We start from the raw sequence: 20321 nt of genomic DNA on the forward strand, positions 1-20321 counted from the left end.
ACCCGAAACGATCGCGATCGGCACGCCCAGGGCCCATCGAAGCCGCCGGTGGGGCCCAGCGGCCGCGACACACCGCCCTCACCCACTCAGCGTGGTGGGTCGTGTCCCGCGGCCGGACGAACAACGGCGAACAACCGCGAACAACCGCGAACGCCGACGGACGGAAACGGCCCCTGACCTGCCCAGAAAGACAAGGCGGGGGCCGTTGGTGCCTCAGGCGCCCAGGTAGACCGGGGGCTTCTGGGTCTTGCCGTAGACGTAGCCGCTGAGGGTGCCGTCGGCGCCCAGGACGACCAGGGTGACGTCGTCCTGCTGGACGGACGGCCGGCCCTTGGCGTATTCGACGGAGAACGTGCCGTGGCTGGTGGTCAGCTGCGCCCCGTAGACACCCGCGCGCTTGACGAGCTTCACCGTGGCGCCGTTGGCAAGCTTGTAGCGGCCGAGACGCGGGTTCGCGGCGGTCTTGGCCCCGGTCCAGGTGGCGGTCGTGCCGTCGGGGTTCAGCACGAGCGTGCGGCTGCCGAACAGGGCGGCGCCGGCGCGACCGTGCGCGTCGATGAACCGCACCAGCTTGCCGCTCTGGTAGACGCGGGCCTGGTAGTGGCTAGCGGAGATCTTGAAAATCTGTGCGGCCGTACGGGAGTCGAGACGCAGGGTGCGCGCGAGTCTGCCGCTCTGCGTGCAGTCGGCGGACAGCACCGGGAAGGCGGTGGACTTCCAGGGGGTGGACCCGCCCTCGCTGCGCTGCCCGAAGACGGGCCTGGCGCTGAGCACTCCGGTGATCCGCAGACCATTGGCCGAGTCGACGGTCCTGCTCTGGTCGACGGTCGAGACGAGGTGACCCTTCTCGTCGAGGAGCTTGGCGGACGCGCCATTGTCGGCGCTGTTGACCAGCTTGACCTTCCAGCCGCCGAAGACGGAGGGGATGGTCTTGGTGGCAACGCAGGCGCTGCTCGTGGAGGACGCGGCCGTAGTGGCGGCGCCGGCGGCCGTGGCCGTGGCCGTCACGACAGAAGCGGTGGCCGTACCCACGAGGGCGACGATGGCGAGGGCGGTACGGAGTGCGGTGCGCATGACGGCTCCTGGCGATTCGGCTTCTGCCGCGCCGGCCTCTCTGACCAGCGAGAACAACGTTATTGGGTCACGCGTTCCGGAACCGTCGGCCCCATGTCACAGGCATGCGACAAGCCGTCTTTCCCGCCCGGGTTGCCGCTCATCGGTCTGGCAGTAATGGGCCTGGTCCCTGATTCGGCCGGCGCTCTCGCCGTCGTAGCCGACTGTCGTCGGCCGAGGTTCGTGCCACTGCCGTACCACATGCAGGGGTCAGCCACGGGCAACAGAGGTGTCGGACGGAGATGACCGACTCGCGGTGGTCCTGTGCATTCAGCGCATACTGACGGTTCGCCCGGTAAGGGAAGCGGTCTCCGAGCAGGCAGGGTAACTCATGGGAAATGCACGTAAGTTCTTCATACCGGCCGCCGCCGTAGCAGCGCTGCTGGCAGTCTCGGGGTGTTCGGAGGATAAGCCGGCCGCCCAGGCTTCCCCGTCTGAGCTCGCTCACTACACTGCCGCTCCCGGCCCGGCGACTCCGACGCAGAGCCCGACGACGGCCGCGCCCGCGGAGTGCGTGAAGACCAGTGGCATGAGCGTCAAGCAGCTGACTGACTATCTGAAGAATCTACGCAGCGCCAGCGGCGAATACCAGACCAGGGGCTTGACCCTGGACTCCTCCGGCCTGAACTTCATCCCGGAGGCGATCCAGAGACCGTGCGAGGCAGTGACGGTAAAGCTCGCCCGTTATTGGGTCGACGTCAAGAAGAAGAGGGAGGCGACCGCCGTCAGCCCAGCCCGCTACGAGTACCAGTACACGCTGATCGACGTCACGGCCCACAAGGCCGGCCCGCAGGATGGCAGAGTCCCCGACACCGCGCCGCCGGGGGGCGGCGACTGCCAGGGCTCGGTTTCGGTGGTCTACCTCGGCAAAGACATTCCGCTGCAAGCCCTGCCGTACGACCTGGAGCTGATCGATGCAACAGCGCCGGTCCCGGTCAAGGTGGACGGCGACGGAGTGCTGTCCGCGGTTTACATCTCGCCCCTCGGCGTGGCGTCCTGCTGACCGTCATTCGGGCGGGGGTCTCGCCGCGGTAGCAGCGAGTTGGCCGGTGGTCCGGTCTTGTCGCTCGTCGTGTGAGCGGTGGCGACCTGGTCGAGCCGGGGCACCGGCTACCGAGTCGCGTCCGGTTCAAGTCACGGTGGTGGGACGTCCGTCCACGTACTGCCGGCGTATGCGTCGGCCCTACGCGGAAGCGGCGTCTCCGAGAGGTTTTTCGCCTCGGAGACGCCGCTTCCGTATTCGGGGTGGGAGAGCCACGGCAGCTCGGGGTTAGCCGACGGGGGAGACGACCGACCCCGGCTGCCGTGGCTCGTTCGGGGGCGCCGTCAGGTGCGGCTCTTGGCGCGGTAGAGGTGCATGGTCAGCGGGGCGAAGATCACCGTGATGATTCCGCAGGCCAGCAGGACCCAGCCGATGTCGGCGCCGCTCGCATCGCCGTGGACCAGTCCGCGTACGGCGGTGGCCGCGTTGCTGACGGGGTTGACCTTGACGATCGCCTCCATCCAGCCGGGCATCGTCTCGGGCTCCACGAAGATGTTGCTCGTGAAGACCAGGGGGAACATCACCAGCATGCTGGAGCCGGACACCGTCTCGGGCGCCTTGGCGACCACGCCCAGGGCGGCGAAGATCCAGCTGACGCTCACCGCGAATACCAGCAGCAGGAGCATCGCGGCCAGCACGCCGCCCACTCCGCCGTCGGGGCGGAAGCCCAGCGCCAGGCCGACACCCATCGTGGTGGTCATCGCCAGCACGTAGCGGACGATGTCGCCGAGAAGGCTGCCCACGATGGTGGCCGGCTGCCAGAACGGCAGGGTCCGGAAGCGGTCGTAGATGCCCCGGGTGATGTCCATGTTGAGCGCGGTGCCTGTGTAGACAGTCGGCATCACGACCGTCTGCACGAGGACGCCCGGCAGGAAGTACTGGAGGTATTCCTTGGTCGATCCGGCGAACGCGCCGCCGAAGAGATAGGTGAAGGTCAGCAGGAAGATGACGGGCATCAGCGTGACGTCGAACAGCACGGCCACGCCGTAGTGCTTCATCTTCCGCATCGTCCGCCAGGCCGAGACCCGTACGGCGGTCAGCGGGTTGGGGCGGGAGGGGCGGATCTGACTGCTGAGGGCCTTGCGCAGGGCGTCGGTGGGCACGCCGGGGGTGGCCGTCGTCTCGGATGTGACGGTCATGCCGCGTCCTCCTGGTCGGTGTTGTCGGCTTCCGCGGGGCGGCCGGTCAGGGCGAGGAAGACCTCGTCGAGGCTGGGCCGGCCGAAGGCGAAGTCCGAGACGGCGATCTCGGAGCGGGCCAGCTCGGCCAGGGCTCGGGCCACCCTCTCGTGGTCGTCGGTCCGTACGGACAGTGAGAACGGGTCGGACTCCTGGAAGACCGGCGAGGCGAGGGCCCGGGTGAGCAACTGGGTGGCGTCGGGGCGCTGTTCGGCGTTGACGAGCCGTACGTGCAGGGCTCCGGTGCCGACCGACGACTTCAGCTCGCCGGTGGTGCCCTCGGCGATGACCCGGCCGTGGTCGATGACGGCGATCCGGTCGGCCAGTTGGTCGGCCTCGTCCAGATACTGCGTGGTGAGCAGGATCGTGGTGCCCAGGGCCACCATGGCTCGCACGCTGTCCCACACCTGGTTGCGGCTGCGCGGGTCGAGTCCGGTGGTCGGCTCGTCCAGGAAGAGCAGGTCGGGGGTGAGGACGAGGCTGGCGGCGATGTCGAGCCGGCGGCGCATGCCTCCGGAGAAGGTCTTGGACTGCCGTCCGGCGGCATCCGTGAGGTCGAAGGCCGCGAGCAGTTCCTCGGCCCGGTCCGCCGCCTGTGCGCGGGAGAAGCCCAGCAGCCTGGCGAGCAGGGTCAGGTTCTCGGTGGCGGTGAGGTCCTCGTCGATCGAGGCGAACTGGCCGGTGAGACTCACCCGGCTGCGCACCGCCTCGGCCTCCTTGACCACGTCGTGCCCGAGTACCCGGGCGGTTCCTCCGTCGGGGGTCAGCAGGGTGGACAGCATCCGGATCGTCGTCGTCTTGCCCGCGCCGTTGGGTCCCAGCACGCCGTACACGACGCCCTGGGGGATGGCCAGGTCGACGCCGTTGACGGCACGGGTCTCACCGAAGACTTTGACGAGGCCCGACGTCTCGATGGCAAGCGTGGATTGCGAACTCAATCTGTGACTCCTTGGTCCTGATGCGCCACGAGGGGCTGTGCGCCATGGCGGACGCACCGGGAGAGCCCCCGGACGGGAGGGCGGAAAAGAACGGCACCCCGGTTCAGTAATCAAATTTGATTACCCATCCAAGCTAGGGCACGGACGGCCCACTATGCAAGTTTGATTAGTGAAGTGTGCGAAGGCCCGTCAGTGCACCAACGGCTCGATGAGGGACCGCCAGGCTCCCGGCATCCCGAAGGTGCTCTCGTGCTCGCCCGCCATCTCGTACTCCCCGGATGTCACCCGTTCCAGCAGGTCACGAGTCCATTCCACGCTGAGGTCGGCATACCGTGCCCGCATCGTCCACAGCTCGCGAAGATGCGGTGGCAGCGCCTCGGCGTCGACCGCGGACGACTCGCGCAGCACCGCGCGCTGGGTCTCCAGGACCGCCAGCCGCGTGGAGAGCACGGAGACGGCACGGTCACGGGTGAGCGCGGGCAGCAGTGCGAGGCCGGCGCTGAGCATGTCGGCACGGTGCTCGGGCCGTTCCAGGGCGTCGACGAGCAGCCGGAAGAACTCCTTGTCCCCCTCGGGGGTCAGGCTGTAGTCCACCCGCCCCGGCCAGTCCGCGATCTCGCTGGCTTCCAGGAGGCCGGCCTTCGCCAGCTGCCGCAGGGCGTGGTAGATCGAACCGGGTTTGACGTTGGCCCAGTCGTCGATCCCCCAGGACAGCAGCTCGGCGCGGACCCGATAGCCATGCGTCCTCCCGAAGCCGCGTACCACCCCGAGGACCAATAACCTCGTCGCCGACATCGTCACCCCGTTCCGTCTGGTGCGGCGTTCCGTCTGGTGCGGCGTTCCGCCTGCCTGCCGCTCGCCTGCGCGTCAGCATAGTGAGCGGCCCGGGGCGCGGCGAAGGGCTCCCGGACGGGGTCGATCCGACGCGAGGGGACACCCCGACCCGGGGGTGCGGGGCACGCCCGCACCCCCGGGCTCCCGCCGGTGGAGCGGCACACCGGCGGCTGAACGACCGGGCAGGTCAGGCGCTTGCTTCCAGCTCGACCTTCGGAACGTCCGGCAGCTTGCCCAACTGGACCAGCAGGGGGCGCATGTTGATGACGTCCCAGTGCTCCACGACCTTGGCGTCGGCGAAGCGCAGCTCCTCCACCAGGTGCCAGCTGACGCGCTGTCCGGTCGGTTTCACGCCCATGAACTCGTTCTGGTGGGTGGCGGTCACGGTGATGCGCAGGATGACCCGGTCCTCCTCGGCCATGATGCTCTTGACTTCGAGCTGGAGATCGGGGAACGCCTTCAGCCCGGCCTCCATGAGTTTGATCATGTCGGCGGAACTCACCTCCGTGTCCTCGGAGTAGTGCACGATGTCCGGCGACCAGTGCTTGATGATCCCGCTCAGGTCCCACCGGTTCCAGGCGGCGACCATCTCCAGACACAACGCCTTGCGCTCGGCCAATGACATGGCGATTCCTCACAGTCTCGCGGACGATGTCACGCCAGCCTCCCCCCGACCCGCACGAGAACCCCTGGTGTGTCGCTCCAGTCCTGCTGGAGCGGCGCGGGCGGGTGCGGATCCATCGGGGCTCACCGGGTCCTCTAGCCCGGCACGCCAGCCTTGGCGTCCTGCAATCGCCCTCCGGAGGACTTCCGGGGGGTACCGCTTCGCTTGCCGAGGAGGGGCCTTGAACATTTTGTTGACCGGTGCCACGGGCAAGGTCGGCCGCCATGTCGCTGAAGGCCTGGTGGCCTCTGGGCATCATGTGCGGGCGCTCACCCGGACACCCGGGACCGCCGCTCTGCCGGCCGGCGTCGAGGTCGTCCAGGGCGACCTGGAGCAGCCGAAGACCCTGGCCGCCGCGCTGGAGGGCATCGACCGGATGTACCTCTTCCCGGTGCCCGAGACCGCCCACGAGGTCGCGGCGCTGGCCCGCAAGGCGGGGGTCCGGCACATCGTCGTCCTGTCGTCCAGCTCGGTGCTCGAGGACGAGAGCAATCCCAGCCACCAGCACCACCGCACGGTCGAGCGGGCCGTCGAGGACAGCGGGGCGGACTGGACCTTCGTACGCCCCGACGAGTTCGCCGGCAACGTCCTGTGGAAGTGGGGGGAATCCATCCGTACGCAGAACGTGGTGCGCGCCCCGTACGCCGGGGCCGCCCGCGCGATCGTCCACGAAGCAGACATCGCCGCGGTGGTGGCGGCCGCGCTGCTGGAGGACGGGCACGCGGGTGCGCAGTACCTGGTGACAGGGCCCCAGGCGCTGACGCAGATCGAGCAGGTCCGTGCGTTGGGGGAGGCGATCGGCCGGGAGATCCGCTTCGAGGAGCTGAGCCGTGAGGCCGGGCGCGAGGCGATGAGCGGCTCCATGCCGCCGCCGGTCGTCGAGATGCTGCTCGACTACCTCGCCGAGTCGGCCGTCACCCCCGGGCCGGTGACCGATGTGGTGCGGAAGGTCACGGGCCGGGAGGCACGCACGTTCGCGAGCTGGGCGGCGGACCACGCCGACAGTTTCAGCAGTTCCAGCTGAGGGAGGGGACTCCGCAATGTACGGACCCGGGATGGCCGAGATCTACGAGCTGCTCCACGAGTCGCGCGGCAAGGACTACCGGGCGGAGGCCGCCACCGTCGCGGGGCTCGTCCGGGCCCGCAATCCGCAGGCGACCTCGTTGCTCGACGTCGCCTGCGGCACCGGCGCGCATCTGCGTCACTTCGCCGAACTCTTCGACAAGGTCGAAGGGCTGGAGCTGTCCGACGCCATGCTGACGATGGCCCGCACCGCGGCGCCCGCCGCCGTTCTGCACCGCGGCGACATGCGTGACCTCTCCCTGGGGCGCTCCTACGACGCGATCACCTGCATGTTCGGCTCGATCGCCTATCTGAAGGACACCGCCGAACTCACCTCCACGCTGCGGTCGTTCGCGGAGCATCTGGCGCCGGGCGGTGTCGTGGCGGTCGACCCGTGGTGGTTCCTGGAGACATCTCTCGAACGCCATGTGAGCGGGGACACGGTGACCGTGGGGCGGCGCACGATGACCCGTGTCTCGTACACGGAGCGCGAGGGGCACACCTCGCACATGGTCGTGCACTACGTGGTGGCCGAACCGGACAGCGGCATACAGCACTTCGCGGAGACGCACGCCCTGACCCTCTTCACACGGGCCGAGTACGAGGAGGCCTTCACGCGCGCCGGTCTGCGCGTGACCTTCGTCGAGGGGATCCAGTCGGGCCGAGGCCTGTTCCTCGCGAGCCGGGCCGAGGGCGGCCGGCGCTGAGCGAACCCGGGCACGCAGAAGGTGCGGTGGCCGCTTCGAGCGGTCACCGCACCTTCGTCGTCGTCGTCAGTCGGGCAGTCGTACGGACAGCGCGTGCCGGAAGACGTTCTTGGGGTCCCAGCGGGCCTTGACCTGCTGCAGGCGCGGGTAGTTCCCCTTGTAGTAGAGGGTGTGCCAGGGCACTCCCGAGGTGTTCCACTGCGGGTCGGTCAGATCGATGTCGGGGTAGTTGATGAAGGTGCCCTCGGTGCGGTCGCCGGGCACCGGGACGCCGCCGGTGGTGGCGAAGACGTCGCGGTAGATCTCCCGGATCCAGGCGAGGTTGGCGTCGTCCTGCGTGGGATCCATCCAGGTCGCGGACATCCACACCTTGATGATGGAGTCGCGCTGGGCGGTGGCGGTGGCCGTCTCCGGCACGGAGTTGACCTTCGCGCCGTAGGAGTAGAGCGAGACCTCGCCCCACACCTGGGAGTCGGCGCTCAGGTAGCGGTAGAGGGTGGCGGACTGGGCGGCGGTCCACGGCTTGCGCAGATACGCGCCCTTGGACTTGGTCCGGTCGAAGCCGCCGGTGTCGAACTTGTTGGCCAGTGTGGCGCGCAGCCACGGCTCCGTGCTCCGCTGGACGGTGGGCTGCACACCCGTGCCCTCGTTGATCGCGGCCACGAAGTCGTTCAACAGTCCTTCGGCGCCGTCGAGTCCGCCGTCGATCTGGATGTCCAACAGGATCTGTCCGGCCGCCCGGCTGTTGAGGTAGAAGACGCTGTGCAGACTGGCGTACGGGGTGTCGGCGGCGCTGTTGCGCTGGTGCCAGACCCCGTGGTTGTCGATGATCCGGGTGAACGCCTTCTCGGTGAGGGCGGACCATTCCCAGGTCACGATGTGCCGCAGGGTGGACTTGGGGGCCTTGGGCAGCAGTGCGGACGGATCGTTGCCGGTGGCGCCGGGCGTGCGGAACCAGTACCGGGTGACGATCCCGAAATTGCCTCCCCCTCCCCCGGTGTGGGCCCACCACAGCTCACGGTTGGGGTCGTTCGCGGCGCTGGTGGCCACGACCTTGCGGGCCCGGCCCGAGGCGTCGACGACGACGACCTCGACCGCGTACAGGTGGTCGGCCACCACTCCGTCGCGGCGGGAGAGCGGGCCGTAGCCGCCGCCGAGGACATGGCCGCCGACACCCACCTGGGGGCAGACGCCGGCCGGGATGGTCACACCCCAGTCGAGGTACAGGGTGCGGTACGTCTCCCCGAGCGTGGCGCCGGGCTCCACGGCGAACGCCCGCTTGGCGGGGTCGTAGCAGACCTGTCTCATCTCGGACATGTCGATGACGGCCCGGACGGCGGGGTCGTCGACGAAGCCCTCGAAGCAGTGGCCGCCGCTGCGCACGGCGATCCGCTGGCCCGCGTCCAGGGCCCGGTTCACCGCGTCGACGACCTGATCCGCGGTGTGCACGACGTACACGGTGTCGGGCTTGCCGCGGAACCGCCCGTTGAAGCCCCTGCTGACCAGGTCCTGGTAGCGCCGGTCGGTCCGGTCCACCTGGACGAGTCCGGTCGGGGCGCCGCACGCACCGCCTGCCGCCGCTTCCGGGACGGCCGCCTCGGCGGTCTGGACCCCCGGGAGGGCTGTGGTCACCACAGTGGCCCCGCCGACCGCTGCCGCGCTGCCGAGGAATCCGCGGCGCGTGAATTTGTTCAACACAAACACCTTCCCTTTTCCTACCATGAATTTTCTCTGAACATTCGACCGGAGCCGGACGTCACGGGCCGTCGGCGGTTACGGCTTGACGGGCTCCAGGATCACCACGGGAATATCCCTGGTGGTTTTCTTCTGGTAACTCTTGTACTGCGGGAAAATCCCCGTCATGAGCTTCCAGAGATCCGGCTTCTCATCGGCGTTCGCCGTGCGGGCACGCACGTCGAGATGTTCCTCGCCGATCTGGACATGAGCCTCGGGCGAGGCGACCAGATTGAGATACCAGAGCGGATGCTCCGGCTTCCCGGCGTTCGAGCCGACCACGATGACGTTCTCGCCGTCACGGCCGTAGATCACCGCGGTGCGACGCAGCTTGCCCGATTTGCGGCCGCGAGTGGTGAGGAGCAGGGTGTCGAGCCCGTACCACTTCTGCCCTTCCTTGCCGCCGCTGCGGTCGTAGCGACGGATGTGCGCCGCGACCCAGCCCGTCGGGTTGTCGATGGGCGTCTCGTCCTGCTGTTCCGGCTGCTCCAGCTGTTCCGGCTGCTCCGGACCCTGCTCCGGCAGGTGCTCCTCCGGCATGACCCCTCCCCGAACTAATCAAATTTGTCTAGATGCACCCTAGTCACGCCGGGCCCGGCGGCGCAATCAAATTTGAATACCGGTACGTCAGCTGGGACGTCAGCAGCGACGTCAGTAGGGACGTCAGTAGGGACGTCCCCCGCCGAAGGCGGTGGCGGGCATGGCGACCGGGGTCCGGCCCACGGCGAATCGGGGCTCGAAGTCGGTGTCCGCGTTCAACACCGCCTGGTGCAGTCGCTGCACCTGAGGCCCCGGCTCCAGGCCTAGCCCCGCGACCAGCGCACCGCGCAGCCGGTGGAAGACCTGCAGCGCCTGGGCCCTGCGCCCGCTGAGATGAAGAGCCCACATGTACTGGCCGTGCAGGCCCTCGTGCAGCGGGTTCTCCACCGTGAGGGCCGCCAGCTCGGCCAGCACCTCGCGGTACAGGCCGAGCCGCAGCTCCACGTCGACCAGGTACTCGAAGGCGGCGAGCCGGGACTCCTCCAGTTGCCGGCGCCTGCTCTCCAGCACCCGCCCGGCCGGTACGTCGACCAGGGCGGGGCCCCGCCACAGCAGGAGCGCCTCGTTCAGGTCCCGCACCCCGGCCGCGTCGTCGCCGCGCACCAGGGCCTCACGGCCGGAGGTCACCAGGCGCCGGTAGCGGTGGAGGTCGAGCGCTCCCGCCTCGGCGGTCAGCAGATAACCGCCCGCCCGGGTCACCAGGACGTCGCGGGCCACCTCGTCCGTGGTCAGTCCGGTGATCGCGGAGAACATCTTGCGCAGATTCAGGATGTACGTCTGCAGCGTGGTCAGACCGCTGACGGGTGGATCGTCGTCCCACAGATCCCGCACCAGCGAAGGCACGGGCACCACGTGTCCCGTGTGGACGAGCAGCATCGCCAGCACGTTGCGCAGCTTCGGGGCGCTCGGAGCGGTCGTCTCCCCGTTCACCCGCACGTACAACGGCCCCAGCACTCCGAACTCCATCGAGCTCCCCCTGCTTTCCCGGCGTCGAGGAACCCGCCGTCACGGACGGCGGTGCTCCTTCTCCGGCCACGGCTCACCGAGCTGGCGGTAGGTGCCCTGGTAGTCGGGCCAGTCGCGGTGGTGGTGGATCTTTCCGTCGACGAAGTGGAAGAGATGGATCTGCTCGCCGGAGAAGAGCCGCCCGGTGGGCGCCATGCCGACCATCTCACCGACGTGCCGCCCGTAGAGCACCAGCCGGGCGCGCACCCAGTCGCCGTTCTCCTCGATGCCCACCTCTTCCAGGCGGGCCTCCTCCGAGAACGTCTTCTTGACCCATGCGACATTGATCGCGAAAAGCTCCGGGCCGCGCAGAGACGTGAATTCCAGAGTTCCCGGATTCATGTATTCCGGATGGATGTAGTCGGCCACATCGTCCGTTTTCCCGGTGTTGTACGCCTCCACCAGGCGCCGAACGCTCGCTATCTGCTCGCTCACGTTTTCTCCTCCTGAATCGGTGCGGTACGTGACGGAATCAATTCTTAGGAGACGACACCGTCGGGAACAAGGGCCGACAGGCGTCCCACAGAGTTCTTTGCTTTTTATCCAGCCACAGTCCAGTGGCGCTCCAAGACCCCTCCATCCGTGCCCGAGACAGGGCGGGAAAGGTGGTGAATCCACCGAGAGAGCGGGAGGGTCAGTGGACACGTCCACGTACAAATCCGAGGTGGCGGCCGCCTTCAACAGCGCCGCGGCGTCCTACGACCGGCTCGGCGTGGAGTTCTTCACTCCGATGGGCCGGCGGCTGGTGGAACGGGCGGCCCCCGGGGAGGGCGAGCGGGTCCTCGACGTCGGCTGCGGCCGGGGGGCCTGTGTCTTCCCGGCCGCTGAACGCGTGGGGCCGAACGGCAGTGTGGTGGGCATCGACGTTGCCGAGGCGATGATCGAGGAGGCCGCGAAGGAAGCGGCGCTGCGGAACACCACCACGGTGGATCTGCGGGTGATGGACGGGGAGCACCCCGATTTCGAACCGCGCTCCTTCGACGTGGTCCTGGGCAGCTACAGCGTCATCTTCCTGCCCGACGCGCCCGCGGCCCTCGCCCGTTACGCGCCGCTGCTCTCGCCCGGCGGGCGGCTCGCCTTCACCAGCCCGGTGTTCAGCGACGACACCTTCCCCTTCCTGCCTCCGGTGTTCACCGAGCTCATCCCGCGCGAGCTGCTGCTCGACCTGCCGCCGCAGTGGCAGCCCGAGCGTCTCCAGCAGCGCTTCAACAGCTGGCTCGCGGACCCGGCCGACCTCACCCGCACCCTGGAGAAGGCCGGCTTCCAGGAGGTGTCGGTCGTCGACGAGCCCGTCCACCTGGTGGCCGAGTCGGGTCTGGCGTGGGTGGACTGGTCCCACACGCAGGGCATGCGCCTGCTGTGGAACCACCTCTCGGACGACAAACGCCGGCAGCTGCGGGAGCGGCTGATCACCTCGCTCGACGCGATGCGGGACGGCGACGGGCCGCTCACGATCGACACCCCCGTGCGCTACGTCACGGCGACCGTGCGCGACTAGGGCGACCGGTTCCGTATGGCGGCCGGTTCTGTATGGCGGCCGGTTCCGTATGGCGGCCGTGCGGAACCGGCAGTCTGCGCCGGCCCGTACCTCGTCACTCCGCACCCGACCGACGCCGCGCCCCCCGTGAACAGGGCGGGGGCGCGGCGTCGGTCGGGTGCGGTCAGGCGGTTGTGGTGCGGGGGTGCGGGTGGTCGTGGGCCGCGGCTGTGCGGGCGATCGGGTGGCCCGCCGCCTCCATTCGGGCCACTGCGGCGTCCAGCGCGGACCGGTCCGCCTCCGGTGGGCCCGGCCGGGCCGGGAGCAGTGACACCACCGCACTGGTCCCCCGCCGGACGGCCGGGTGACGGCGGGCCACCTGGGACAGGCCCTGCCCCGGCCCCACCTCCAGCAGCAGGTGGTCGCCGGTCGCCAACAGCCCTTCCAGCGCGGGCCAGAAGAGCACGGGCGCCACCGGCTGCAGCGCCCAGAAGGAGGGATCGTCGATGGCGGACTCCGTCAACGGTCCGGCGGTGTAGGCGGAGTGGACCGGCAGGGACGGTGTGCTCTTGTCCACCGCGGCGAAGCGTTCGGCCGCGCCCCGGCAGGCGGGTTCGAGCACCGGACTGTGGAAGGCACTGAGCGACGGCACCCGGCGGCAGACGAACCCCGCCTCCCGCAGCGTACGGTCGACCTTGTCCAGCGGGCCGTCGGGGCCGGCCAGCACGGTCTGGCGCGGGGCGTTGACCGCGCCGACCACGACGTCTCCGCTCAGATACGGCGTCACCTCCGCCGTGGACGCGGCGACCGCGAGCATGCCGCCCGGCGGGGCGTCGGCCAGCCGTCGTACCCGGTCAAGCACCAGGCCGGTCGCGTCCCGCAGGCCGAACACCCCGGCCAGCGTCACCGAGGCCAACTCCCCGATGCTGTGTCCCAGCAGGGCCGCCGGGCGCACCCCCCAGCTCAGCACCAGCCGGCCCAGCGCGTGGTCGACGGCGAAGAGCAGCGGCTGCGAGCGGGTGACGTGGTCCATGTCCGTGGCGGGCCGTTCGGCCAGCCAGTCCTCGCGCAGCGGACCGCCCTCGGGGCCCGCCGCGTCGAAGAACTCGTCCATCGCCGCGGTGAACACCGGCTCGTGTCCGTAGAGTCCCGCGGCCATCCGCGGGTGCTGGGAGCCCTGGCCCGGCAGCAGCAGGGCGACGGGCAGAGGCTGTGCAGCGGTCATCCGACGTCTCCCGTAGGTGTCGTGCCCGCCCAGTCGGGCCGTTCCAGCATTTCGACGACGGCGCAGGAGTAGGTGAACCCCGCGCCCACGCTCATCCACACGACCAGGTCCCCGGCGCCCAGGCTGCCCGAGCCGACGAGGTGGTCGAAGCCGGCGATCTGGTCACCGGCGCCGAGGTGCCCGATGCCGCGGCTCCACTCCCAGGTCGTGCGCTCCTCCGCGATCCCGAAGCGGGCGAGATGCCCTGCCCGCAGCCGCTTGCGGCCCAGGTGCGGAAGGACGAAGCGGTCGACGTCGGCGAGCGTGACCCCGGCCGCGGCGAGGGCCTGCTCCACGGCGGCGTCCTGTGCGGCTCCGCTCGCCGCGATCACCTGGGTCACCCGACGGGTGGCCAGGAAATCCTTCTTGCACGCGTCCAGGTCGACGACCGGCCGGTGACTGAACGGGGCACTGCCGAAGGGGTCGTCACCGCGGTGCATTCCCTCCAACTCCGGTGCGGAGACGGTGGCCAGGCCCCGGATCCGGGCGAAGCCCTCCCGCGAGGACAGCACGAGGGCGGTGCCCCCGTCCCCGTAGAAGGTTCCCGAGTCGCTGCGCCAGCGGTCGAAGCCGGGCGGGCGGAAGGCGTCACCGGTCGTCACCAGTACCCGCCGGTCCGTCTCGCCGGCCGTCGGGCCGGCCCGCAGATGATCGACCGCGAGGCCGAGCGCGGCCATACCGCCGTTGGAGACCTGCCCGACCTCGATCGCGGGGCACTGGTTGCCGACGGCGGTGCGCTGGATGTACGAGGCGGGCGCCCACAGGTCGTGCCCCTGGTAGAAGAAGCTGGCGTGCAGGATCAGCGACACGTCGTCGAAGCCGGCGCGCCCGAGGGCGGTCCGGGCGGCGCGAGCCGCCATCTCCGGCGCCGGCTCGTCCTGCGCCACGGCCACCGACACCATGCCGGTCGTCTTGGCCAGAGCCTCGTCGCACTGCCCGGCCGCGACGGCGTCCGCGACGGGTGTGCGGGGCGGCAGCCAGGCCGCGCACCCCGCGATCCGCAGGTCCGGCGCCGGGGCCTGAACGAGGGGAGCGCCGCTCGCGCCGAGGCCCGCCTCGGTCATCCGGCGGCCTCCACCGCGGGCGTCCGCTCGGCGAGTGCGGCGTTGACGGCGTCGACGAACGCCGCCGGGGTCAGCGCCTCGCCGAGCGTGTCCTCGGGCAGCTCGACCCCGAAGCCGCGCTCCACCCTGCTGATCGCCTCCATGAGGGCCAGCGAGTCGTAGCCGAGCAGGGAGAACTCCTGCTCCGCGGCGGCGCTCGACAGCTCGACGGTCTCCTCCTCGCCTGCGCACTCACGCATGATCTGGAACAGGTCGTCCATGGTGAAAGCGGACATGACGTCTCCAAGGTGCGGCCCCGTGGGCCGCGGTGGGGCCGGCCGCGTGCGGCGCGGCCGGGCGGAGCGGATGGGTTGGGTTGGGTGGATCGGACGGGTGGTGGGCGGCTGGGTCTCAGGCCGCCGACGGGCGGCGTACGACCATGGCGCTGTTGAATCCCCCGCGTCCCCGGGCCAGTACGAGCGCGGCGTCTCCGCCGACGGGTCGGGGGGAGCCGGTCACGAGGTCGATGTCGTAGCCCGTCGCCGGTCGGTCGACGTGGACCGTCGGCGGGACGACGCCGTCCCGCAGGGCGAACAGGGCCGTGACGAGGTCGAGCGGTGCGGCGCCCGAGTAGAGGCGTCCCGTCATGGTCTTGGGGACGGTGACCGGCACGCCTTCGGGCCCGAAGACGGCGGTCAGGGCCTGTGCCTCGACGCGGTCGGATTCCGGTTCACCGGCGCCGTCGGCGAGGACGAAGGCGATGTCCCCGGGACGCAGGCCGGCGTCGGCCAGCGCGCCGCGCACGGCGCGCTCCAGGTTGGAGAGCCGGCCCGAGCCGGGGCGCGGGTCGAAGGTGGCGGCGTACCCGCTGATCTCCCCGTAGCTGCGGGCCCCGCGTTCCCGGGCCCGCTCCGCGTCCTCCAGGGTCACCATCGCCCCGCCCTCGCCCGGCACATGGCCGTCGGCGGCGGCGTCGAAGGGCAGGTAGGCGCGGGTCGGGTCCTCGTTCTCGCTGAGGATCCCGGCGGAGATCTGCGCGGCGAGCCCGTACGGACACAGCGAGGCGTCCATGCCGCCCGTCAGCATGAGCGGGGTGCCCTTGCGGATCCGGCGCCGGGCCTGCGCGATCGCGTCGAGGCCGCCCGCCTGGTCGGTGACGACGACTCCGGTGGGGCCGCGCAGATCGTGCCGGATGGAGACCTGGCCCGAGTTGACCGCGTAGAACCAGGCGAAGGACATGTACGCGCTGACGTGCTTCGGGTCCTTGCCCCACAGGTGGCCCAGTTCGCGCTGGCCGAACTCGAACCCGCCGGAGGCGCTGGCGGTGACCACCCCGCGCTCGGCCGCGGGCAGGCTGTCGGCGGTCAGCCCGGAGTCGGCGAGCGCCCAGTCGGAGCCCGCCAGGGCGAACTGCGTGGTGCGGTCGGTCTGGGGGACGAGACGGCTGGGGATGTGGTCACGCACCGAGAACCCGGTGACCTCGCCGGCCAGCCGGGAGGGATAGGAGGAGGCGTCGAAGCGGCTGATGCGGCCGATGCCGCTCTCGCCGCGCAGGGTCGCCGACCAGTACTCCTCCGCTCCGATCCCGTTGGGCGCGAGCACGCCGACTCCGGTGACGACGGCCGTGGTGGTCATGGGCGCCTCCCTTCCGTGGCGGTGAGCACCATCGCGCTCTGAAAGCCACCGAAGCCGCTGCCCACCGTCAGTACGGTGTCGGTGCGCTGGTCGCGCGCGGTCAACGGCACGTAGTCGAGGTCGAGTTGAGGGTCCGGCTCGTGCAGTCCCGCCGTGGGGGGCACCACGCCGTGCCGGATCACCAGGGCGGAGGCCGCGGCCTCGATGGAGCCGACGGCGCCGAGCGAGTGGCCGATGACCGCCTTGATGGAGCTGACCGGGACCCGGTGGGCGTGCTCGCCCAGGCTGTGCTTGATCGCGGCCGTCTCGTGGATGTCGTTCTGCCGGGTGGCCGTGCCGTGCGCGTTGACGTAGCCGACGGACTCGCGCTCGATCCGGGCGTCGTCGAGCGCGCCGGTGATGGCGGCGGCCATCTCCAGTCCGTCGGGGCGCAGTCCGGTCATGTGGTGGGCGTTGGCGCGCGCGGCGAAGCCGGCGATCTCGGCGTAGACGTCCGCCCCGCGCCGCAGCGCGGCCTCCCGCTCCTCGAGGACGAGGACGGCGGCGCCCTCGCCCAGTACGAAGCCGCTGCGGGTCCTGTCGAAGGGCCGCGAGGCGTGGTCCGGGGTGTCGTTGCGCGGCGAGGTCGCCTTGATGGCGTCGAAGCAGGCCACGGTGATCGGCGCGATGGGAGCGTCGCTGCCCCCGGCGATCATGATGTCGGCGCTGCCTTCCCTGATGAGTTCGACGGCGTGGCCCAGGGAGTCGAGGCCGGAGGTGCAGCCCGCCGAGATGAGCGCGACGGGACCCTCCGCGCCGGCCTCCCAGGCCACTTCCGCCGCCATCGAGCTCGGCACGAAGTAGTCGTAGAGGTACGGGCTGCCCGCAGCGTGGTCGACGAGCCACTGCTGCCCTGCGTCGCTGCGCGCGACGTACTCCTCCTCCAGCTTCTGGGTGCATCCCACGGCGGAGCCGAGGCTGACGCCGGTGCGGTGCGCGTTGCCGTGGTCGATGTCGATGCCGCTGTCGGCCAGCGCCTCGCGGGCGGCGACCAGGGCGAACTGGGTGGCGCGGTCCAGCCGGGCGGTGTCGCGGGCCGACAGTCCGAAGCGGGTCCCGTCGAAGTCGCACTCGGCGGCCATCCGGGAGCGGAACGGCGCCGGGTCGAAGGCCGTGATGGTCCTGGTGGCGGAGACACCGGAGACGATGCGTTCCCAGAACGCCTTCGTGCCGATGCCGCCCGGGGCGATCACTCCCAGTCCGGTGACGACCACCCGGCGGGCCGTCATATCTCCTCCGTCGCATCGGCCGTCTCGTCGAGCCCCGGGCCCTGGAGCGCCGAGTCGCCGTCGCGGTGCAGCCGGGCCCGGTACAGTTCCGGCCGGCTCTCGCTCAGGGCGCGCAGCGCACCGGCGTGGGGCTTGAAGTCGGCGTGTGAGACGGCCGCGCGGAACGAGGCGACGTCCTGCCACTCGGCGACGTTGACGTACTGGCCGGGCCGCTCGGTGTGCTGGGAGAGCGTGTGCCGGACGAAGCCCGGCTGCCGTGCCATGAACTCGGACGTCCGCGCGAACTCCTTCTCGAACACCTCGGGTTCGACGTGCACGGTGAAGGTGTTCACGAAGGTCACGGCACCGGTCTCGCTGGCATCTGGCTCGTGATCCGTCATCAATGGCCTCCTCGTTGCCCGGTGTTGTCCGGTCTCTTTTTGACCCGTTCGTGTGACCCGGCGTCGCTTGACATCGTGCGGTCGTTCGTGTCGTTCCAAGCTGCGTGTCTGGTCTCGCAGGCGGGTGGAAGGCCACTGGAGCCCGGGCCGGGCCAGGGGTCGAGCGCATTTCGAGCGGCCGCTGACACCCTCGCAGTCGTCCGACACCCCACCGCAGGGACCGCTGAGGAGCCTTCATGTCGCCAGCAGCAGAACGCGTCGCCATCGTCACCGGTGCCACCAGCGGGATCGGTCTCGCCGTGGCCCGCAGTCTGGCCGAAGGTGGTGCGCGGGTCTTCATCTGTGCCCGCGACGGCGACCGTGTCGCCCTCACCGTCAAGGAGTTGCGCGAGGCCGGTCACGACGTCGACGGTGCCGTCTGCGACGTACGCGACACGGAGCAGGTGCGCGCCTTCGTCCAGGAGGCCAGGGACCGGTTCGGTCCCGTCGACGCGCTGGTGAACAACGCCGGCCGCAGCGGCGGCGGCCATACCGCGCAGATCCCCGACGAGCTGTGGCTCGACGTGATCGAGACCAACCTCAACAGCGTCTTCCGGATGACCCGTGAGGTGCTGACGACCGGCGGCATGCTGGAGCGCGGTGCCGGACGGATCGTCAACATCGCCTCGACGGGCGGCAAGCAGGGCGTGGCGCTGGGAGCGCCGTACTCGGCGTCCAAGCACGGCGTCGTCGGCTTCACCAAGGCCCTGGGCCTGGAGCTGGCGAAGACGGGCATCACCGTCAACGCCGTCTGCCCGGGCTACGTCGAGACACCGATGGCCGAGCGGGTGCGCCAGGGATACGCCGGCGCCTGGGACATCACCGAGGACGAGGTGCTGGAGAGGTTCGAGGCGAAGATCCCCCTCGGCCGTTACTCCACGCCTGACGAGGTCGCCGGGCTCGTCGGCTATCTGCTCTCCTCGACGGCCGCGTCGATCACCGCCCAGGCGATGAACGTCTGCGGCGGACTCGGCAACTACTGACAGCGGGCCCGGCCGTGCGCGGCCGCGGGCAGACAGAGGGGATCAGCATGGCGCACGAGGTGCACACGACCGAACACACGATCACGGTGGCCGCCGCCCCGGAGACCGTCTTCGGCCTGGTGGAGCGGGCGGAGGACTGGCCGCACGTCTTTCCGCCAAGCCTGCACGTGGAGTATCTGGAGCGGTCGGGCGACGAGGAACGGCTGCGCATCTGGGCCACCGCCAACGGCGAGGTCAAGTCCTGGACCTCGCGGCGCACCCTGGACCGCGAGGGGCTGCGGATCCGGTTCCGCCAGGAGGTCTCCCAGGATCCGGTCGCCGCGATGGGCGGGGAGTGGATCGTCGAGGCGCTGCCCGACGGCGGCAGCCGGGTACGGCTGCTGCACGACTTCCGGGCCGTCGACGACCTGGAGCGCAACGTCAGCTGGATCCTGGAGGCGATCGAGCGCAACAGCGGGGCCGAGCTGGCCGCGCTGGAGTCCGCCGCACTGCGCATCGGCACCGACGACGCGCCCTGCACCTTCGAGGACGAGGTGCGCATCGACGCCCCGGCCCAGGAGGTGCGGGACTTCCTGCGTGACGCGGGGCTGTGGCAGGAGCGGCTGCCGCACGTCGCCCGGGTGCTGCTGAAGGAGGACACGCCCGACGTCCAGCACCTGGAGATGGACACCCGCACTCCCGACGGTTCGACGCACACCACGGCCTCGGTGCGGATCTGCCTGCCGGACGGGCGGATCACGTACAAGCAGTTGCAGACACCGGCCCTGATGTCCGTGCACACCGGGGAGTGGACGGTACGGGAGACCCCGTCCGGCTGTGTGGCCGTCTCCCGGCACACGGTGGTCGTCAACGCCGCGGCCATCACCAAGGTCCTCGGCTCCTCCGCGACCACTGCCGACGCCCGCGCCTTCCTGCGGGACGCGCTCGGCGGCAACAGCACGATCACCATGCGGCACGCCAAGGAGTACGCGGAGCGGCGGGCCCGTACCGAGCCGGTGCAGCCCGCCGAGTACGCCTCCATTCAGCAGTTCTACGCACGGCAGATGCGGCTCCTCGACGAGGGCGACGGGGATGCCTGGGCGGACACCTTCACCGAGGACGGGGCCTTCGACCAGAGCTCGTTCACCGAGCCGGTGCGCGGCCGGGCGGCGATCGCCGCGGCCGTGCGTGAGCGGCCGGCGGCGCCTCCCGGCACGGTGCGCCGGCACTGGCTGGGCCTGCCGGCGGCCTGGCGGTTCCCGGACGGTTCGGTGCGCACGGGCTACGACGCCCTGGTCGTCTCGACCGCGAAGGGCGCCGCTCCCGTGATCCGGCTGAGCACGTCGTGCCAGGACGTCCTCGTCGCCGACCAAGACGGCTGGCTGGTGAGCCACCGATACGTCGGCCACGACGGGCAGTGAAGCCCGCCGCCCCGG

The 20321-nt window shown here is 70.4% G+C and carries 21 protein-coding genes; 6 read left to right on the forward strand and 15 right to left on the reverse strand.

The genetic code is table 11. The annotated features are described in order from the left end of the window. Nucleotides 1–213: 213 nt before the first annotated feature. Nucleotides 214–1074 carry a hypothetical protein gene (locus tag B5557_RS14215; protein WP_079659582.1) on the reverse strand — a complete coding sequence of 287 codons (861 nt, stop codon included), beginning with the start codon at nt 1072–1074 and terminating at the stop codon, nt 214–216. Between the two features lie 568 nt (nt 1075–1642). On the opposite strand from B5557_RS14215, the gene B5557_RS14220 reads away from it, so the two are divergent. Further along, nucleotides 1643–2116 (forward strand): hypothetical protein, encoded by a 474-nt coding sequence (locus B5557_RS14220; RefSeq protein WP_079659584.1) that lies wholly within the window; start codon nt 1643–1645, stop codon nt 2114–2116. A gap of 323 nt (nt 2117–2439) precedes the next feature. On the opposite strand, the gene B5557_RS14225 is transcribed toward B5557_RS14220, so the two are convergent. The 4 genes from B5557_RS14225 to B5557_RS14240 form a co-directional block, all read right to left on the reverse strand. Continuing rightward, nucleotides 2440–3294 (reverse strand): ABC transporter permease, encoded by an 855-nt coding sequence (locus B5557_RS14225; protein WP_079659585.1) that lies wholly within the window; start codon nt 3292–3294, stop codon nt 2440–2442. After that, nucleotides 3291–4271, reverse strand: a complete 981-nt coding sequence (locus tag B5557_RS14230; protein WP_079659587.1) for an ATP-binding cassette domain-containing protein — start codon at nt 4269–4271, stop codon at nt 3291–3293. The genes B5557_RS14225 and B5557_RS14230 overlap by 4 nt, the downstream gene beginning before the upstream one ends. 189 nt (nt 4272–4460) lie before the next feature. Further along, nucleotides 4461–5066 carry a PadR family transcriptional regulator gene (locus B5557_RS14235; RefSeq protein ID WP_079659589.1) on the reverse strand — a complete coding sequence of 202 codons (606 nt, stop codon included), beginning with the start codon at nt 5064–5066 and terminating at the stop codon, nt 4461–4463. A 226-nt stretch (nt 5067–5292) separates the two neighbouring features. After that, nucleotides 5293–5730, reverse strand: a complete 438-nt coding sequence (locus B5557_RS14240) for an ester cyclase (RefSeq protein WP_079659590.1) — start codon at nt 5728–5730, stop codon at nt 5293–5295. 220 nt (nt 5731–5950) lie between these two features. Here B5557_RS14240 and B5557_RS14245 point away from each other — a divergent pair, with 220 nt between their 5' ends. Together B5557_RS14245 and B5557_RS14250 are read left to right on the forward strand one after the other, a co-directional pair. Continuing rightward, a complete protein-coding gene (locus B5557_RS14245) occupies nt 5951–6793 on the forward strand; it encodes an NAD(P)H-binding protein (RefSeq protein ID WP_173877677.1) in 843 nt (280 codons plus the stop codon). Nucleotides 6794–6809: 16 nt separating this feature from the next. Continuing rightward, entirely contained in the window at nt 6810–7538 is a 729-nt protein-coding gene (locus B5557_RS14250) for a class I SAM-dependent DNA methyltransferase (RefSeq protein WP_079659593.1), read from the forward strand. Nucleotides 7539–7604: 66 nt separating this feature from the next. Here the strand turns inward: B5557_RS14250 and B5557_RS14255 are convergent, their stop codons facing one another. From B5557_RS14255 to B5557_RS14270, 4 genes are all read right to left on the reverse strand, one after another. Further along, on the reverse strand, nt 7605–9233 hold the full coding sequence (locus B5557_RS14255) for an FAD-binding oxidoreductase (protein WP_107472714.1): 1629 nt from the start codon (nt 9231–9233) through the stop codon (nt 7605–7607). 78 nt (nt 9234–9311) lie between these two features. Continuing rightward, nucleotides 9312–9812 (reverse strand): nitroreductase family deazaflavin-dependent oxidoreductase, encoded by a 501-nt coding sequence (locus B5557_RS14260; RefSeq protein WP_079659595.1) that lies wholly within the window; start codon nt 9810–9812, stop codon nt 9312–9314. A gap of 123 nt (nt 9813–9935) precedes the next feature. Further along, on the reverse strand, nt 9936–10778 hold the full coding sequence (locus B5557_RS14265) for an AfsR/SARP family transcriptional regulator (protein ID WP_079659596.1): 843 nt from the start codon (nt 10776–10778) through the stop codon (nt 9936–9938). A gap of 39 nt (nt 10779–10817) precedes the next feature. Next, nucleotides 10818–11252, reverse strand: a complete 435-nt coding sequence (locus B5557_RS14270) for an ester cyclase (protein ID WP_099935957.1) — start codon at nt 11250–11252, stop codon at nt 10818–10820. 202 nt (nt 11253–11454) lie between these two features. On the opposite strand from B5557_RS14270, the gene B5557_RS14275 reads away from it, so the two are divergent. After that, the gene (locus B5557_RS14275) at nt 11455–12315 is read left to right on the forward strand and encodes a class I SAM-dependent methyltransferase (protein WP_079659598.1); all 861 of its coding nucleotides are present in this window, start codon (nt 11455–11457) and stop codon (nt 12313–12315) included. A gap of 163 nt (nt 12316–12478) precedes the next feature. On the opposite strand, the gene B5557_RS14280 is transcribed toward B5557_RS14275, so the two are convergent. The 6 genes from B5557_RS14280 to B5557_RS14305 form a co-directional block, all read right to left on the reverse strand. Continuing rightward, entirely contained in the window at nt 12479–13519 is a 1041-nt protein-coding gene (locus B5557_RS14280) for an acyltransferase domain-containing protein (protein ID WP_079659599.1), read from the reverse strand. After that, on the reverse strand, nt 13516–14622 hold the full coding sequence (locus tag B5557_RS14285) for a ketoacyl-ACP synthase III family protein (protein ID WP_079659601.1): 1107 nt from the start codon (nt 14620–14622) through the stop codon (nt 13516–13518). The genes B5557_RS14280 and B5557_RS14285 overlap by 4 nt, the downstream gene beginning before the upstream one ends. Continuing rightward, nucleotides 14619–14897 (reverse strand): acyl carrier protein, encoded by a 279-nt coding sequence (locus tag B5557_RS14290; protein ID WP_079659602.1) that lies wholly within the window; start codon nt 14895–14897, stop codon nt 14619–14621. The genes B5557_RS14285 and B5557_RS14290 overlap by 4 nt, the downstream gene beginning before the upstream one ends. A gap of 115 nt (nt 14898–15012) precedes the next feature. Beyond that, nucleotides 15013–16236: a ketosynthase chain-length factor gene (locus B5557_RS14295; RefSeq protein WP_079659604.1), complete on the reverse strand. Its 1224-nt coding sequence runs from the start codon at nt 16234–16236 to the stop codon at nt 15013–15015. Beyond that, nucleotides 16233–17504 carry a beta-ketoacyl-[acyl-carrier-protein] synthase family protein gene (locus B5557_RS14300; RefSeq protein WP_079659606.1) on the reverse strand — a complete coding sequence of 424 codons (1272 nt, stop codon included), beginning with the start codon at nt 17502–17504 and terminating at the stop codon, nt 16233–16235. The genes B5557_RS14295 and B5557_RS14300 overlap by 4 nt, the downstream gene beginning before the upstream one ends. Then, complete coding sequence (locus B5557_RS14305; protein WP_079659607.1) at nt 17501–17884, reverse strand: antibiotic biosynthesis monooxygenase family protein; 384 nt, start codon at nt 17882–17884, stop codon at nt 17501–17503. Before B5557_RS14305 ends, B5557_RS14300 begins: the two co-directional genes overlap by 4 nt. A 236-nt stretch (nt 17885–18120) precedes the next feature. Between B5557_RS14305 and B5557_RS14310 the strand changes: the two genes are divergently transcribed. Beyond that, nucleotides 18121–18906 carry an SDR family NAD(P)-dependent oxidoreductase gene (locus B5557_RS14310; RefSeq protein WP_079659609.1) on the forward strand — a complete coding sequence of 262 codons (786 nt, stop codon included), beginning with the start codon at nt 18121–18123 and terminating at the stop codon, nt 18904–18906. Nucleotides 18907–18953: 47 nt separating this feature from the next. After that, the gene (locus B5557_RS14315) at nt 18954–20306 is read left to right on the forward strand and encodes an SRPBCC family protein (protein ID WP_079659610.1); all 1353 of its coding nucleotides are present in this window, start codon (nt 18954–18956) and stop codon (nt 20304–20306) included. The last annotated feature ends 15 nt before the right edge of the window (nt 20307–20321 follow it).

Origin of the sequence: Streptomyces sp. 3214.6 (assembly GCF_900129855.1) — a bacterium.
Lineage (GTDB): Bacteria > Actinomycetota > Actinomycetes > Streptomycetales > Streptomycetaceae > Streptomyces > Streptomyces soliscabiei.

What these genes read in the sequence shown, in the direction of transcription:
- B5557_RS14215 (WP_079659582.1), bottom strand. Translation starts at nt 1,074, where the DNA reads ATGCGCACCGCACTCCGTACCGCCCTCGCCATCGTCGCCCTCGTGGGT.
- B5557_RS14220 (WP_079659584.1), top strand. Translation starts at nt 1,643, where the DNA reads ATGAGCGTCAAGCAGCTGACTGACTATCTGAAGAATCTACGCAGCGCC.
- B5557_RS14225 (WP_079659585.1), bottom strand. Translation starts at nt 3,294, where the DNA reads ATGACCGTCACATCCGAGACGACGGCCACCCCCGGCGTGCCCACCGAC.
- B5557_RS14235 (WP_079659589.1), bottom strand. Translation starts at nt 5,066, where the DNA reads ATGTCGGCGACGAGGTTATTGGTCCTCGGGGTGGTACGCGGCTTCGGG.
- B5557_RS14240 (WP_079659590.1), bottom strand. Translation starts at nt 5,730, where the DNA reads ATGTCATTGGCCGAGCGCAAGGCGTTGTGTCTGGAGATGGTCGCCGCC.
- B5557_RS14250 (WP_079659593.1), top strand. Translation starts at nt 6,810, where the DNA reads ATGTACGGACCCGGGATGGCCGAGATCTACGAGCTGCTCCACGAGTCG.
- B5557_RS14260 (WP_079659595.1), bottom strand. Translation starts at nt 9,812, where the DNA reads ATGCCGGAGGAGCACCTGCCGGAGCAGGGTCCGGAGCAGCCGGAACAG.
- B5557_RS14265 (WP_079659596.1), bottom strand. Translation starts at nt 10,778, where the DNA reads ATGGAGTTCGGAGTGCTGGGGCCGTTGTACGTGCGGGTGAACGGGGAG.
- B5557_RS14280 (WP_079659599.1), bottom strand. Translation starts at nt 13,519, where the DNA reads ATGACCGCTGCACAGCCTCTGCCCGTCGCCCTGCTGCTGCCGGGCCAG.
- B5557_RS14285 (WP_079659601.1), bottom strand. Translation starts at nt 14,622, where the DNA reads ATGACCGAGGCGGGCCTCGGCGCGAGCGGCGCTCCCCTCGTTCAGGCC.
- B5557_RS14290 (WP_079659602.1), bottom strand. Translation starts at nt 14,897, where the DNA reads ATGTCCGCTTTCACCATGGACGACCTGTTCCAGATCATGCGTGAGTGC.
- B5557_RS14295 (WP_079659604.1), bottom strand. Translation starts at nt 16,236, where the DNA reads ATGACCACCACGGCCGTCGTCACCGGAGTCGGCGTGCTCGCGCCCAAC.
- B5557_RS14300 (WP_079659606.1), bottom strand. Translation starts at nt 17,504, where the DNA reads ATGACGGCCCGCCGGGTGGTCGTCACCGGACTGGGAGTGATCGCCCCG.
- B5557_RS14305 (WP_079659607.1), bottom strand. Translation starts at nt 17,884, where the DNA reads ATGACGGATCACGAGCCAGATGCCAGCGAGACCGGTGCCGTGACCTTC.
- B5557_RS14310 (WP_079659609.1), top strand. Translation starts at nt 18,121, where the DNA reads ATGTCGCCAGCAGCAGAACGCGTCGCCATCGTCACCGGTGCCACCAGC.
- B5557_RS14315 (WP_079659610.1), top strand. Translation starts at nt 18,954, where the DNA reads ATGGCGCACGAGGTGCACACGACCGAACACACGATCACGGTGGCCGCC.